The organism is Candidatus Babeliales bacterium (assembly GCA_019749895.1).
Classification (GTDB): Bacteria; Babelota; Babeliae; order Babelales; family RVW-14; genus AaIE-18.
On record JAIEPG010000002.1, the window covers coordinates 241142 to 255668 of the forward strand.

General features: G+C 41.6%; 12 protein-coding genes. 4 read left to right on the plus strand and 8 right to left on the minus strand.

Going from position 1 to position 14527, the window contains the following annotated elements; genetic code table 11:
- The first annotated feature begins 46 nt into the window (after window positions 1–46).
- The gene (locus K2W90_02085) at window positions 47–820 is read left to right on the plus strand and encodes an ankyrin repeat domain-containing protein (GenBank protein ID MBY0353131.1); all 774 of its coding nucleotides are present in this window, start codon (window positions 47–49) and stop codon (window positions 818–820) included.
- Between the two features lie 23 nt (window positions 821–843).
- Here K2W90_02085 and K2W90_02090 read toward each other — a convergent pair whose 3' ends face one another.
- From K2W90_02090 to K2W90_02115, 6 genes are all read right to left on the minus strand, one after another.
- On the minus strand, window positions 844–3738 hold the full coding sequence (locus K2W90_02090; protein MBY0353132.1) for a BamA/TamA family outer membrane protein: 2895 nt from the start codon (window positions 3736–3738) through the stop codon (window positions 844–846).
- A 144-nt stretch (window positions 3739–3882) separates the two neighbouring features.
- A complete protein-coding gene (locus K2W90_02095; GenBank protein ID MBY0353133.1) occupies window positions 3883–4167 on the minus strand; it encodes an acylphosphatase in 285 nt (94 codons plus the stop codon).
- Between the two features lie 161 nt (window positions 4168–4328).
- A complete protein-coding gene (locus K2W90_02100; protein MBY0353134.1) occupies window positions 4329–5474 on the minus strand; it encodes a glycosyltransferase in 1146 nt (381 codons plus the stop codon).
- A 20-nt stretch (window positions 5475–5494) separates the two neighbouring features.
- On the minus strand, window positions 5495–6457 hold the full coding sequence (locus K2W90_02105) for an ATP synthase F0 subunit C (GenBank protein MBY0353135.1): 963 nt from the start codon (window positions 6455–6457) through the stop codon (window positions 5495–5497).
- Window positions 6447–7313, minus strand: coding sequence for a F0F1 ATP synthase subunit A (locus K2W90_02110; GenBank protein ID MBY0353136.1), 867 nt, complete (start codon window positions 7311–7313; stop codon window positions 6447–6449). Before K2W90_02110 ends, K2W90_02105 begins: the two co-directional genes overlap by 11 nt.
- On the minus strand, window positions 7310–7600 hold the full coding sequence (locus K2W90_02115) for a hypothetical protein (GenBank protein MBY0353137.1): 291 nt from the start codon (window positions 7598–7600) through the stop codon (window positions 7310–7312). The genes K2W90_02110 and K2W90_02115 overlap by 4 nt, the downstream gene beginning before the upstream one ends.
- 186 nt (window positions 7601–7786) lie before the next feature.
- Between K2W90_02115 and K2W90_02120 the strand changes: the two genes are divergently transcribed.
- On the plus strand, window positions 7787–8374 hold the full coding sequence (locus K2W90_02120) for a hypothetical protein (protein ID MBY0353138.1): 588 nt from the start codon (window positions 7787–7789) through the stop codon (window positions 8372–8374).
- 64 nt (window positions 8375–8438) lie between these two features.
- Here the strand turns inward: K2W90_02120 and ppsA are convergent, their stop codons facing one another.
- On the minus strand, window positions 8439–10829 hold the full coding sequence (ppsA, locus tag K2W90_02125) for a phosphoenolpyruvate synthase (GenBank protein MBY0353139.1): 2391 nt from the start codon (window positions 10827–10829) through the stop codon (window positions 8439–8441).
- 103 nt (window positions 10830–10932) lie between these two features.
- On the opposite strand from ppsA, the gene K2W90_02130 reads away from it, so the two are divergent.
- The gene (locus K2W90_02130; protein MBY0353140.1) at window positions 10933–12054 is read left to right on the plus strand and encodes a hypothetical protein; all 1122 of its coding nucleotides are present in this window, start codon (window positions 10933–10935) and stop codon (window positions 12052–12054) included.
- Here the strand turns inward: K2W90_02130 and rsmA are convergent.
- Window positions 12051–12869, minus strand: a complete 819-nt coding sequence (gene rsmA, locus K2W90_02135; protein MBY0353141.1) for a 16S rRNA (adenine(1518)-N(6)/adenine(1519)-N(6))-dimethyltransferase RsmA — start codon at window positions 12867–12869, stop codon at window positions 12051–12053. The two genes, K2W90_02130 and rsmA, sit on opposite strands and share 4 nt — an antisense overlap.
- A gap of 110 nt (window positions 12870–12979) precedes the next feature.
- Between rsmA and K2W90_02140 the strand changes: the two genes are divergently transcribed.
- Window positions 12980–14521 carry a serine/threonine protein phosphatase gene (locus K2W90_02140; GenBank protein ID MBY0353142.1) on the plus strand — a complete coding sequence of 514 codons (1542 nt, stop codon included), beginning with the start codon at window positions 12980–12982 and terminating at the stop codon, window positions 14519–14521.
- Window positions 14522–14527 lie beyond the last annotated feature (6 nt).

Here is a 14527-nt window from a genome sequence, read left to right on the forward strand (position 1 = left end):
ATTAGTTTACTGCTATTTTTTTATTATAAAAAGTGATCGATTTTGTATGAATAAAAAACGAATTATTTTTTTCTTGCTTGGTATTTTTTTTGCATTTCATCACATGCAGGGAGCGAGCGAAACGCCAAGCGATACTCTTGTTAAGTTGTCTCATAATTTAAGCTGTACAATAATTCATGATCGTCCATTTATTGAGACAGTGCGAGCGGTTTTTGCCGATCCTCATTTTACAATTGCTGGAAAAAAATTGGTGCTTAAGAAGTTGCTTGTCAACGTGTACAATTTGAATGATTATGAAGGGGGTGAACCGCTGATACTTGGGGCTATTCGTTCGAGTGGTTGCGGTTTTGGTTGTTTCGAGTTACTTACTTTATTAAAAGAAAGAGGAGCTTTGATTGATGCGCAAAGCAGTGCTAATGGTCATACTGCCCTTCATTTTGCTTGTGCAAAAAAAATATCGATGCAGCTTGTGCAGTTTTTGGTTGAAAAATGTAGCGCAAATCTCAATATATTGGATCATGCTAATAAAACGCCTCTTGATTATGTTTTGGCTACAAAGCAGGCAAAAGCTTCGCAGATTATTGAGTGGTTGCAAGCCAAAGGGGCAAAAACTTCTCAAGAATTACTGGCTTTGCAGCAACAGCAAGAAGAGGAGGTGGAGGAGTCGGTTGAGCTGCCCGTGAGTACGCCACCACGGCTGCTTGTACTTGAGCATCAAGATTTTATTGCGCAGCTTAATGCGCCGGTTGCTTTTGCAGAAGAGCTTGTTTTGGGGGATTTGTCTTCTCTTTTTCCAGAAGCTTTTCTTGGGGGAGTCTAACTTTTCTGGTGTTGCCAACTGAACTAAAAAACTTCGCCCAGTGTTAAATACCATGCATAAGCGCTGTCGCCAGGCAGCCTTGTCTTCCATTTCCAACCGATATCAAAGCGGATTGCGCCTACCGGTGTTTTGTAGCGCAGTCCGCATCCTGAACCGGGAAACCACGAGCCTGAGCCAGGTATGCCTGTTTGGCTGAGCACGCCAACATCCTGAAAAATAACCATGCCCAGTTTGTCGATTACCGGAAAGCGTAATTCAAGATTAAGATTAATCATGGAGCTGCCGCCTTGAATGGTGTATTCTTTGCTCACATTACCTTCTGAATCAATATGTTCACTCACCCCCAGCGGCGGTAGTGAATCTTTTTCGTAGCCACGGACCGAATATGGCCCGCCCAAATAAAAGCGTTCTATAGGCATAATCTGATTAAATTTACGCCGAAAAATATGACCAAAGCGCAGTCGAAACGCGCCAATCACATTGTTGTGGAGTGCTTTAAAATATGACTGCTCTGCCATTAAGCGCGCCGAAAATCCGGCTGCAAGTTCTGGCACCATAAACTTCATTGAGAGAAAACTAAATTGGCCTTTGGTGGTGTTTACGCGGTCGTCCAATGTATCGATAATTAAGCTTGGCTCAAAGAAAAAGTAGGGTAGTGTGCGGTCAATTAATGCCGGGTCTAAATTCAGATTGCCGCGTACTCTGCTGGTGCGCATCCACTCGTTGCCAAGCGTAATGCCCCAATAATAATTTTCTCGATACTCGTCGCTTAAGCCTGCCAAAAAGCCACTTTGCACCGCTTCGTATGCCGAGTCGCTCGAGCCAATAGCAACCGGATGAATGTATTTGTTAGTGTACCCTTTTAGTTTGCCCATCACCGGTAAACCCAACAGAGCGGGTTGTTGGTAGTGGGCGTCGAATGTGCGCTCAAAGCGGGTAATTTCAGTGTTAATAGTAAGGTTGTCGGCACGGTTGGTTGGGTTTTTTATGGCCAACGATGCGCCAAATTTGGCCGTAGATTGTCGCTTAAACAGAAAGTTTTTGCTCGTTAAAAAGTAGCCAGCGCGTATGCGCAATTCAATTGGATCGTCGTCAACCAGTGTTATGATGAGCGGTTTTTTGCTTTTGGTGTTGGACAAATGGTAGGGCTGAATTTGTATTTGTTTAAATATATCAAGACTGCGCAATTTTTTGCGTGTGAGTTCTATTTTTTCTTTGTCCCACAACGCCCCCTCGTGGCAGCGAACCTCGCGCATAATGCGCTTGAAGGGCAGCTTGGTAGCTCCGCGTAAATAAACTTTGCCAAAGCGCACGCGCGGGCCTGGTTCAATATGCCAAGTGGTAAAAACGTCCACACCGTGCGGCGAAATTTTGCTGGTCAGCTCGGGGTGCACGCGTGCGTACCAATAACTATTTTGTTGAAAATAGTTTAGCAGGTACACCTTTTGTTCGTGCAGCCAATGAATGTTGAATGGTACTAAGTTATTGGTTGTGCTTTTTTGTGGGTCGGTAAAAACTGAATGTGAGGCCAAATGTTCAAAATTTTTAAAAGCAAAGCCGTGATAAAAATGTTGAGCGCCTTTTTTGATGAGCACTAAAATGGCATATGAATCGTCTTGTTGTTTAACAAAGCGTGTTTCTACAATTTCAAAATTCCAAAAACCTTGAGAAAAGTAATGGTGCTTTAGTGCTGACAGAGCAGTATCAAGGCGTTCTTGGTCAAAAGTTTTTTTCTTAAGTAATTCATTAAAAAAATGGAGTCCCTCGCGTTCTTGCTCACGCGTATCGACATTTTTTAAAAAGATATGGTTGATGTGGGTGGGGCTGCCTTCTTGAATACTAAAAACATAATCATGTTTTGGAGTTGGTTTATAAGAAATAGCTGTTTGCCAGTATCCTTTTTTGTAATATTCATGCAACAGTTGTTCGGTAATAATATCGGGAGAAAAAAGCCATTCGGGGAGATCAAGTCCAATAATATCTTCTTTAATTGCTTGATTAGAAAAAAGATGGTTGCCGGTGAAAGCGAGTAATTTTCTTTTGCCAAGCGAGATAAAGAAGGTAACAGCGACTGTATGGTTGCGGTGGTTAATAAGTCGCTTCATGCTGATGTGGCTGTCGAAATAACCCTTTTCTTGCAAATACGTACGTATCTTTTTTGCCTGTTTTTCTATTTGTCTTTTGTCGTAGTCCGTTTTTAATAAGTTTTTTTTGAAGCGTTGTAGTTTTTCTGCAAGTGCTGTTGGGGTTCGTTCGTGGGCTTGTTCTTGATCTGTTTTGATATCAAAAGAAACCTGATCAATGTGATAGCGTTTGCCGCGCTTTGTTTTGATGATAGCAGTTATTGTTTTATTCTTTTTTTCGTACACAAATTCATCGGTGAGTGTGTGGTCAAAGTACCCTTCTGCTTTAAGCTTTTGGTTAATAGCTTCAACCGATTCTTCGTGCAATGAAATATCAAAAACATCACCAGGTTGTTGAGTATAAAGATTTGTATATTCTTGTTGTCCAAAGAATACGCCTTTAAAGGTTAACTTTTTCAAAATCCAACTACTTTTGAGCGTAAACGTTAAATGTTTCCCGTTTTCATAATCGCAACAGTTGATATCAATTGCTTGTAAGCGTTCTTTGCGCATAAGATTTTTAAAAGCTTGATTAACTTGCTTGACTGAAATAAACGTGTTGGGAACAAGTTCAACTAGATGGTTAAACTCTTCACTGCTGAGTAATATGTCGGCTTGGTGTGAGAGTTTGGTTAAATAAAACGTAGCCGTTTCTTGCGGATATTGTTCATGAAAGTTTCCACCATAACATTGCTTTGTGCGGCCATGCAGCGGGAGCGTGCCCAGTGTGGCAAAAAAAATAGAAAGAATGAATAGTAGGTATTTGTACACGCAAAGTCCCGTTTTTCGGCCCATAAGGTTCCCTTGCAATACCATACTATTTTTGTAAAAATTTGTATTGTTTTGTTAGATTTCTAGGTATTAATTGGGTTTTTTTGGGTGACAAAAAGAGAGTCGAGCGTAGAATTGAAAAAAAAGGAGGAGGTCAAGAGCGTAGAGTTAATCGCCAATGATTCTGAAAACGTTGCGAAAGTCCTTTTCTTTTATCATTGGTTCTACTTGGACTTCTTCTATTTTAGATTCTGGAGTTCCTTTGTATAAAGCATCAATAAGCTCATCAAGCTTTTCAGCGATACCGCAGGCCATAATGATAACGCTATGCTTGTCTTCAGCGTTTTGTATAGTTCCTTCAATGTCATAGCGCTGAGCATGTTTTTGAACATATTCGCGATATGATGCCATTTGGACATTTCCAATGACTTTTATCTTAACACACTGCCTCATAGGAATTTCCCTTTCTCACTTTTTGCCTCCTCGCGAGAATCATGCGTAATAGTATCAGACCGAATTTTGAAAAGTCAAAAAAAAAGTATAAATTTTTTTCAACTAAGTGAAAAAAATGTTTAAAAAAAATGGCAATATGTTGCTTAATAGGAGTTATTTTTTTAATTAAATAGCTGGCGATAAAGAGCTTTGTGGTGCTCAAGCATGGCTGTTGTATCAAAATCTGTTAGGCTGTCTTGATGCTGACTAAGGCGTTGGTAGAGCGTTGTATCGTTGGCAATTGTGGCAATAATTTTGCCTAATTTTTCCCAGTTGCCTGGTTCAACTAAATAGCCATTAACGTCATCATTAATAATTTCATGAATGCCACCAACGTTGTAGGCAACAACGGGTATCTTGCTTAAGCGTGCTTCAACAACGCTGCAAGGTAAGCCTTCCCACAAAGAACTGAGTGCAAAAATATCCCATGAGGTTAACCATGGCCTTACGTCGTGTTGCCAGCCAAGAAGGCGCACTGAGTTTTGCATGTTGTTTTGGATAATCCAGTTTGTTAGTTCTTTACGTAACGCGCCATCGCCAATAATTTCCAGCTCAAGCGTGTGTTTTGTGGCTAAGGTTGTGGCGAGTTGAAATGCTTTAAGAAGATCAAAAAGATTTTTTTGTGGCTTAAAACAGGAAATAGTTCCAATGCGAAAGGGTTGCATGCGAGCAAGGCTGCGTGCAGGTATATAAAATTTTTTATATTCAACTGCGGCTCTGATAATTGAACTTTTGTTGTTAAAACCGGGTAAGCGTTTGCAGCCTTCCTCTCGATCTTTGTTAGAAACACAAATAAAGTGTGTGGTAATCAGCGCCGTTATCCATTCAAGCGCATAAATAAAAAACCAGCGTAGTTTTGGTTGATAATCATTAAAACCAAAGCCGTGTACGGTGTGGATGCGCGTTTTGATGCCAGCAAAAAAAGCTGCCCAGCGGCCAATAATACCTGCTTTAGTGCTGTGAGTGTGTACGGCGATGTTTGGATATTTTTTTTTTAGGTTGCGTAAAATGCCAATAATCCGTTTAAAATTTTTACCTTCATTGAGCAACGATTTTAGCCCAACCTCGCGTTTAAAAGAATCTAAGAGAAAAGTATTGTTGAGCTGTTTTGCGTGCGATACAAGCGGACCTTGGTCGCCTGAGATGAGGCTGGTGGAATAATTGCTGTTGTTGATGCCGTGCGCCAGAGACAAGCAAACTTTTTGTGCGCCACCAAGTTCAAGTTTGGTGACAATATAGACCACGTGAAGTGGTTGCGTATTCTTCATTACTTTCTTTCAAAAGCGTTTTAGGCGCTTATTTTTAAGATCAGCAAAAATGAAACAATCATGGCATAAATGACCGACGATTCAATAAATGTGCTCGTAAGAAGGGTAAGTTTTATCATGAGTGGGTAGTTGTTTGGTTCTTGTGCAATTTGTTGGCAGCTTTTTGAAGCCGCAAGGCCAATACCGGCCCCGGTGCCTAATGAACCAAGTCCCAGCGTGAGCGCGGCGGTTAAAATGACCGGACCTTGTGGCATAAATTCAAGACCGCGCGTTGGTACATAAAAAAGAAACATGAGAGCCAGTAGTAGGCAAAAAATAATGGGTGTTTCAATAAAAGCTTGTCCAAAGAGTGCGAAGGGGAAAATTTTGTTATAAGCATTTTTGTTGGTGCTCACTGCTGTGCATGCTGCTTGGCAAAAAATTGCTTGGCCAATTGAAGGCCCAATGCTGGCAATACCAATAACCAAGCCTGCGCCCAAGTTTTTAATACCGTCAATAATAACCATGCCTTCGTGCATATTCGTTTTAATGAGTAACGAAATAATAAACGAAAACAGTACTGGAGCTTCAATAATCGATTGGCATAAGAGCATGAGCGTTATGATTTTTTGAGCAAAAAAAGGTTGGCGACCAATGCCTTGCGTGGCAGCGCGTACTACAAAACTTGAGGCAAGGCTGGTTGAAAGGGCTGCCAAGCCAATGGCAAGACCAATACCAAGTTCAGACAAACCAACCTCCAGTGTCATGTCTTTTGGTGCGCCCAAAAGCATGAGTAGTGACATAACGAGTGCAATAACAATGCCGCTTTCAATGAGCGCTAAACCAATCAGCATTGCTTTAAACGTATTATCTCTGCCTAGTTCTTGGCGCTCCATTGCCTGGAGTGCGCTCATGCCAGCAAAGCCCTGTCCCAAGCCGCCGCCAATAGTTGCTAACCCAAGAGCTAAAATGGCTGAAAAATAATGAAGAAAATTAGGAAGCATGGTAATCACTTTCTTCTGGTTCTTGTATTTGTTGTGCGTCTGGGTCGGTTATGCCCATTGAGAGATATGTTGCAGTGAGCATGGTAAGAACAAATGATTGTATGAGTCCTTCAAAAAAGCCAAAAAACATTTGTACTCCTACCAGGGCAAAGAGCGTTATGTAGAGAATTTTGCTTAAGCGTACGAATCGGTCATTTTTGCCCAATGCGGGAAGTTTTTGTGCAATAACAGCCAGGATTATTATAATTATGGTCAAGCCAATAAAATGAAATTTTAGTTTGTTGCCAACAAATTGCATGATCATGCTAAAAATAATGCTGCCGCCCAAAATATTACCAAACAGTCGAAATGACATTGAGGCAATTTTTGCCAATTCACCTACCACGTTGATGGGCGCCAAAAAGAAGATTGGCTGTATGAACTCTTTTAAGTAGTGTCGTAAACCCTTAAATTTAATTTTATAAAACTGAACATACACAAAACTGGTAAGTCCCAGGGCAAGTGTGGTATTTAAATCGTTTGTTGACTCATCTAAAAATGGTATCAAGCTGGTAGAGCTGCAAAAAAGGGTAAAGAGAAAAAGTGACGTGATAAAAGCAAAATGGTGGTACATAAATTTACCAAACGATTCTTTGGTTAAATCAATAAAAAAGCCAATTGCTTTTTCATAAGCCAATGACACTAAGGTTGGATTGCGTTTTAAAAGATTTTTTCCTACCAGCGCCAAGGTAAACAAGATGCCCATGGCAATCCAGGTATATATGAGCGTGTCCAAATGAACATGCCAAAATGAGCCTTCAAGGCCCAAAAATTTAAAGGGGGCAATTTCTTTATACTTAAAAAGATTAATATTCACGAAAGAACCTTTGTTTTCTTGAGCGTGTAGAACCAAAAACTGATACCAAAGCCAGCAAGAAAAACCGGCAAATTAACCTGCAACCAAAAATAAAGGACCGACACAATAAGTATTAGTATAAAAAATCTTGCAACAAACAATACTAAAGGTTGTAAAAAAAAGCGAGAAGCGGCTTTGTTAGGCTTTGTTTGAAATATCTTTTGGAGCTGGGCAACAAAAAGATAGGCATAGGTAAGCCCCACTAAAAGACCAGAAACAAAAGAAATAAATAGCGTTGTTGTTGTCATAATGTACCCCAATAATGGCAAAGTGCCCTAATTCTAAAGGCTAGTATGAAAATGGCACATGTGCAAGTAAAAGAATGCATTCTAGGCCAGCTTAATAAAAATATTGCTTCTACTTATTCAATTCTATTACCATTGAAGCAATGGAGAGGGGCGAAAAGGGAATAGTATGTTTGAGGGGGAATATAAATGAAGATAATGAGACTTTGGTTGCATCTATTGTTTGCTTGTTTTTTTGTGGCCAGTTGTGGTCATTTTTTGAGTGCCTCGCCAGCAGGTGCTGTCGTTCGCAACAAGATTCCAATGAACGTTGCAGGTCAAAAGCTACAACCTGGTGCAAAATTTGCTTTGGGAGATTTGTGGAATCTGATCAACACGCGATTGTCTAAAAAGGTTGCCAACTTTATTGTGTTAGCTGGCGAAAATAAACAATTTTTCACTGATGCAGAAAGTAACTGGAGCCAAGGTGTTCAGCCAGTTGGTTCTTATAGTGCCGATAGGCTTGGTTTTTCTCTCGACTGGATTCAGCAAAATAAAGACCAACAGGTAACGTTGCAAGACGATCCAGATTTGATATCGTTACTGGAAAAAGAAAATCGTCTTGCCAGCACAAGTCAGGGTGACAAATATCAAAAAATCTTGCTTTATTTTACGATTGACATGAACGGTACTTTGTATCGACTTTATTTGAATGATCCATATCCAGCAAAAGTAGTAGCAATAGGAAATAAGACCATCAATCCAGTAAAAAATATTATCAATGCTTGGGATATTTAAGAATTTTTACATCGATAATAGTGACTAAGAGCGGCTGTGCAAACAGCCGCTCTTTGCTGTTTAATCAAGCTTTGTTGAGCAGCATCATTTCTTTCAACACGCTGTCTGGGTTAAGCGAGATAGAATCGATTCCTTGGTCAACCAAAAATTGGGCAAATTCAGGATAGTCTGAAGGTGCTTGTCCGCAAATACCAATTTTTTTGTTCGCTCGCTTGGCGCCTTGAATTGCCATAGTTAACATCATTTTGACAGCTTCATTGCGTTCGTCAAAAATGGCAGCAACTAAGCCAGAATCGCGGTCAACGCCCAGTGTCATTTGTGTAAGGTCGTTAGAACCAATGGAAAAGCCGTCAAAAAGCTTGGCAAAGTGGTCAATGAGTAAAACGTTTGAAGGGATCTCGACCATCATGTAAAACTCAAGCCCATTGGTGCCTTGTTCCAAGCCGTGCCGCTTCATTTCTGCCAGCGCCTTTTGTGCTTCGTCAACGGTGCGGACAAATGGTAGCATGAGTTTAACGTTGACCAGGCCCATATCGTTGCGTATTTTTTTCATAGCAGCACATTCCAATGCAAAGCCTTCTTGGTATTTTGCGTGGTAATAGCGTGAAGCCCCACGAAAGCCCAGCATCGGATTTTCTTCTTCTGGTTCAAAGTCTTTGCCGGCAATCAGTTTTCGGTATTCATTGCTTTTAAAATCTGACATGCGAATGATAACCGGTTTTGGGTAAAAAGCAGCAGCAATGGTCCCAGCTTCTTGAGCAAGTTTGTCGATAAAATATTGTTTCTTATCGTCATAGCCGGCCGTAAGTTGAGCAATTAAAGCCCGGTCGTGCTCGTCAGAAACCTTTTCTGGCTGTACCAGCGCCATGGGATGAATTTGGAGCGCGTTGTTAATAATAAATTCCAACCGTGCCAAGCCAACGCCTGCGTTGGGAATGTGCACCAAATTAAATACTTCGTCTGGATTGCCTACATTCATCATTAAACTAACGGGTGGATTTTTTAGATGGCTGGTCTCAATTTTTTTAATTTCAAAGTCGAAGTGTCCGACGTATACCGAACCAACTTCGCCGTTGGCGCAGTCCAGTGTAATTTCTTGGCCATCAGTAATGCGCGTTGTTGCGTCTTCTGCGCCAACAATTGCCGGTATGCCCAGCTCACGGCTAATGATAGCAGCGTGGCAAGTGCGGCCTCCGCGGTTGGTAACAATGCCGGCAGCAATTTTCATGATTGGTTCCCAGTCGGGGTCGGTCATGTCGGTCACCAAAATATCACCCGGCTGTAGCTCGTGCATTGCTTTGATATTTTTAATAATGCGTGCTTTGCCAACGGCAATTTTGCGTCCCACGCTTTTGCCTTGCACAATAATTTTTTCTTTAGAAATTTTTGCTTTATCAAGCACGTATTCTTCAAAAAACGATTGCTGCTGTTTTTGGGAATAAACGGTTTCTGGGCGTGCTTGTACAATATAAAGTTTGCCATCAAGACCGTCTTTTGCCCACTCAATATCCATTGGTGACCACATGCCGCGTTGTTCAGAATAATGATCTTCAATGAGGGCGGCTTGTTGTGCTAAGAAAAGTACTTCGTCGTTGGTTAAACAAAACTGCTCGCGTTCGTTTGCTGGTACTTCAACTTTAGCAGTTTGTTGCCCATGGTCGGCATAAATAAGTTTTTGTTGCTTACTGCCCAATCGCTTTTTTAAAATGGGCTTAAAGCCTTGTTTGAGCGTTGGTTTATGCACATAAAATTCGTCAGGGTTCACGCTGCCTTGTACTACCATTTCACCAAGGCCGTACGACGCGCTGATATAAATAACGTCTCTAAAACCACTTTCGGTGTCCAGGGTAAAAATAACGCCAGCGCTGCCTTTGTCTGAGCGGACCATTTTTTGTACGCCAATCGAAAGTGCAACGTCCATGTGGTCAAAGCCGTGGTCCATGCGATACGACATAGCCCGATCGGTAAACAGCGACGCATACGCTTTGCTGCATGCTTCAAGTAACTCTTGCTCGCCGCGAACATTTAAATACGTTTCTTGCTGGCCGGCAAAAGAATTGGCGGGTAAATCTTCTGCAGTTGCCGATGATCGTACGGCAACATCGCAGGGTGCGGGATAGCGTTTGGCAAGTGTTTGGTAGGCTTGGGATATTTCGGTTGCAAGATCTTGAGGGAGTGGAGCCTGTGCAATGAGTGTACGAATTTGTTTGCCCAGTTGCGCAAATGCTTCGAGATTATTTTTATTCAGTTGTGCGAGTAAATTTTTTAACGGGGCTTCAATATTGTTTGCTGAAAGTAAGTGGCGGTAGGCATTGGCCGTTATGGCAAAACCTGAAGGGACTTGGACCCCTTTTGTGGTCAAGCTTTGGATCATTTCACCAAGCGAAGCATTCTTTCCTCCAACACTATTGAGGTCTTTTATACTAATCTCTTCGAATAATTTTATAAATTTCATAAACTAATATCCCTGGCATAGTTTTGGGGTGCCGCATCTGATTCATAAACTCGTGGCATTAGAGTAGACGATTGAGCTTTATTTGAAAATAAAAAGGATAACTATGAAGCAAGAGGCTGCAAAAAACTTAGTTTTTGTCATGTACGATGGCATTAAGAACTCGGTTTTTCAAAGTCAGGTACTACATCCTTTAATGCGATTGCTTGAAGCTGATCATCAGATGCACATTACGCTTGTTTCGTTTGAGCATAAGCGCCCTTCTAATCAAGAATTAATAACGATTATTCCTGCGCATGACCGCTTGCACTTTGTGCTGAGCCGGCGGTTGCCATTTGTGGGTAAAGTTGGTTTGCGGTTTGCGGCTTACCAATTTGGAAAACTTTTAAACGTAGTACAACCTGACGAAATTATTGCGCGCGGGCCCTTGTCTGGTTTTGTGATGATGCAGGCGATGCGTACAATTATGAGACGACAAAAAGAACAGCACGCTGAGTTGGCAGTGCCCAATGTTACCGTGCAGGCGCGGGGGTTGTGCGCTGAAGAGTATCGCTATGATCGTTCGTTTAAAAAAAGTTCTTTCTTAAAGCGCTTATTTTACAAATTTATGTATGCACGTTTAGACAGTGTTGAGCGTGCTGTTTTTGGTAAAAAATTAGGTTTTGAAAAAATTATGATTGAGGCGGTAAGTCCAGCACTCAAAGATTATTTGGTCGACCGTTTTCAGGCAGATCCTGAAAAAATACTGATTGCGTCAAAAGATATTCCGCACGTTTTAGATCAACACACCGTTGCGCAATGGCGCCGCGATGTACGCCATCAGCTAGGTATTCCTGACGATGCGGTTGTGTATTGCTACAGCGGTTCATTTAAGCCGTGGCAATGTGCACCGCAGACCGTGCAGTTTTTTACCGAACAGTTGCGCACTGACGCAAAGAGTTTTTTGTTAGTGCTTTCGGGGGATCATGAAATCTTTAGAAAAGAGTTGCTAAAGTCGCAAGTACCGGTTAACCATTTTGTAGTACTTTCAGTTGGCGCAACACAACTTTACCGCTATTTAGCAGCAGCCGATTTTGGCCTGCTTTTTAGGGAGCACGATGTGATCAATTGGGTTTCACGTCCCACCAAAATGCTTGAGTATCAAGCGGTTGGTTTGCCGGTGCTGCACAACAATACCATTGCTTGGCTTAATAACAACAAGACTCAGCGTGGCGCACGGGCTCTTTAGCTTTGCAAGCGTTGCCAAATTTCAAGTAATTCAACAAAAGAAATTTGTTGAGCGCGTAACTTGAGTGTGGCTTCGTCAAACTTTTCAAGCGCATAATGAGCTTGTTTTAAATTGTTTGCCAGCGTGCGACGTGGTGAAGCAAAGCAGAGCTTGGCAAATTTCCAAAACGCTTCTTCGTTCAAGATTGGGGTTACCGCTGCCTTTGGTTTGAAGTACAAAAGACGTGAGTGAACTTTTGGCGGTGGCGTGAATGCTTCTGGTTCAACCTTTTCCATCAAAGCGACTTCAAAGTGGTGTTGCAGTAGCAAGCTAGTGGGGTTGTAGCCTCGGCCTTGCTTGGCAACAATTTTTTGAGCAACCTCTTCCTGAATCATAACAACGCCTTCGTTAATAAACTGCTTATGTTTTACGAAGGTAAAAAATATGGGAAAGGTAATTTGGTAGGGCACGTTTGCAAGAACTACCCATGGCGCTTCTATTTGAAATTCTTCTTGTGTGATTTCAAGAAAATTTTTGTGCCTGATCTCAAGGCGCGGGTCGCTAATTTTTTTGCGCACCACTTCAATCCATTCAGGGTCAATTTCATAACAGATCAATTTTTTGCAGCGTGTTTGCTCCAAAATAGCGTGCGTTAAAAAGCCATCGCCGCAACCAATTTCAAGAACGGTTGTTTCTGGCGTTACCTTTACGGCGCTGATCATGTTGTCTACCGTAGAATTTTTGCGCAAAAAATGCTGACCAAATTCTTTTTTCTTGCGAGGTTCTTGTCGCTGATTTTTGAAGAAGTTTTCTTTGAATGGGGTTCTTTTGCTCATGGGCCTTTGTTTTCTTAATGAGAAGCTGGTAAAGTGTAAGTTAAGCATATTTTCAGTATAAATGCAAAAAAGGCCCTATTTTTCGCTCTTTTTTGTATAAAAGGATGGTTATGAAAAAGTTGTTATTTTTGCTAGTGCTCAGTTTTTCTTATCTTCAGGTCAGCGCGGTTGACCAGTATTCAACACTTACTCAGTGGTCTACTGCCTGCTTTGAAAAGCTCCCAGAGTACGATCATTCCTGCCAGCGGGAGGCAATGGCCCCCGGTGCGAATTTGGCAAAAATTTACCAAACGCCACTGACTGCGAAACAATTCAAACAAAAAATGCATGAGTTTGTTACAGCCAGTCAAAAAGAGCTTCAACAGCAAGATTTGTGGCTTGGTGGCAATGCACCACAAGACAGCCTTTTTGATGTTACCCTTGATCACTCACATGAGTTTGAGCATGCATATATTCAAAAGTTAGTTATCCCTGCCCAGAGCAACGTCTGTTTTATGGGCGATTATCACGGTAGCATTCATTCACTTTTGCGTAATATTTGGCGTTTGGTAGTAGCTGGTTATCTTAACGATAACTTTACATTGAACGATGACGTTTATCTGATCTTTTTGGGTGATTTTGTAGACCGTGGGCGCTATGGCGCTGAAGTGTGGTATACATTGATGCAGCTCAAGTTGGCAAATTGGAACAAGGTGCACTTGGTTCGTGGTAACCACGAAACGTGTGGCATTAGTGAACGTTTTGGCTTTTTGGGGTGGGGTGCTAAAAAACAGCTGGGTGAGGTGTGCAATAAGTTTGAAGACCAGGCCGAAAAGAAAAGATTCGAGCACGGCGAGGTTGGTAAGAAAATTTTGAATTTATATCACTTTTTGCCGTTCGCTTTGTTTTTGAGCGCTGGTTATGAGTTTGTGCAGTGCTGCCATGCTGGCATTGCGCTCAACGACGCTGGTAATGATTTTTATGATGTAAACTCTTTTTTACGATCAGACAAAATTTTTACCACAATTTCGAGCAAACAAGAAGGTTTTCAGTGGAGTGATTTTGTGCAAGAGTTTTCGATGTGGCAAGCACCTGCTGGTTGGCAAGCTGGCGCGCGTGGGACCCAATTTGGTGTTACTGCTGACGTTAGCGCTGCGCATATTTATTTAAAAAAGAATAATTTAAAAGCATTTTTCCGCGGCCATCAAGATCAGTCGTTTGGCTGTAAAATGCTTTTTGAAGATGCGCGCGATGTACTAAAAGTTCTTGATAAAGGGGCTTATCCAAATGGTCCTTATCATTGGCAGCATGTTGTCTCTGGTATTGATCGTTATGATTCTCGTGGCTTTCTCATTAACAACTATGCCCCCATTTTTACGTTTACGTCGGCTTCTGAAGGCCAAGGTTTGCCCTTTGACTGTTTTGGCCTTGTGCACGTTGGCGATGGTTGCTATGAAAATTGGCGCTTAAAAGTTTGTGAAACAAGTTTATTGCCTGAGCGTAATGGCAAGTTTGTTGCGCTTGGCCAACCAACCAATGATTTGTTGAATACTCGATCCATCTGTGATCAGTTTCTCAAAGTTCAGTGGGTAACTTCTCCCTTTGCCCGTTTTCAGCATCAAGCAATTTTTGAAAATATATTTAAAAAGAGCTGTTTTTTTGACTTTGCCTGAGCAACA

Excerpts from the sequence above, each read along its gene's own strand:
- K2W90_02100 (MBY0353134.1), bottom strand. The coding sequence starts at position 5,474 with ATGAAGAATACGCAACCACTTCACGTGGTCTATATTGTCACCAAACTT.
- ppsA (MBY0353139.1), bottom strand. The coding sequence starts at position 10,829 with ATGAAATTTATAAAATTATTCGAAGAGATTAGTATAAAAGACCTCAAT.
- K2W90_02140 (MBY0353142.1), top strand. The coding sequence starts at position 12,980 with ATGAAAAAGTTGTTATTTTTGCTAGTGCTCAGTTTTTCTTATCTTCAG.
- K2W90_02130 (MBY0353140.1), top strand. The coding sequence starts at position 10,933 with ATGAAGCAAGAGGCTGCAAAAAACTTAGTTTTTGTCATGTACGATGGC.
- K2W90_02120 (MBY0353138.1), top strand. The coding sequence starts at position 7,787 with ATGAAGATAATGAGACTTTGGTTGCATCTATTGTTTGCTTGTTTTTTT.
- K2W90_02090 (MBY0353132.1), bottom strand. The coding sequence starts at position 3,738 with ATGGGCCGAAAAACGGGACTTTGCGTGTACAAATACCTACTATTCATT.
- rsmA (MBY0353141.1), bottom strand. The coding sequence starts at position 12,869 with ATGAGCAAAAGAACCCCATTCAAAGAAAACTTCTTCAAAAATCAGCGA.
- K2W90_02095 (MBY0353133.1), bottom strand. The coding sequence starts at position 4,167 with ATGAGGCAGTGTGTTAAGATAAAAGTCATTGGAAATGTCCAAATGGCA.
- K2W90_02085 (MBY0353131.1), top strand. The coding sequence starts at position 47 with ATGAATAAAAAACGAATTATTTTTTTCTTGCTTGGTATTTTTTTTGCA.
- K2W90_02115 (MBY0353137.1), bottom strand. The coding sequence starts at position 7,600 with ATGACAACAACAACGCTATTTATTTCTTTTGTTTCTGGTCTTTTAGTG.
- K2W90_02105 (MBY0353135.1), bottom strand. The coding sequence starts at position 6,457 with ATGCTTCCTAATTTTCTTCATTATTTTTCAGCCATTTTAGCTCTTGGG.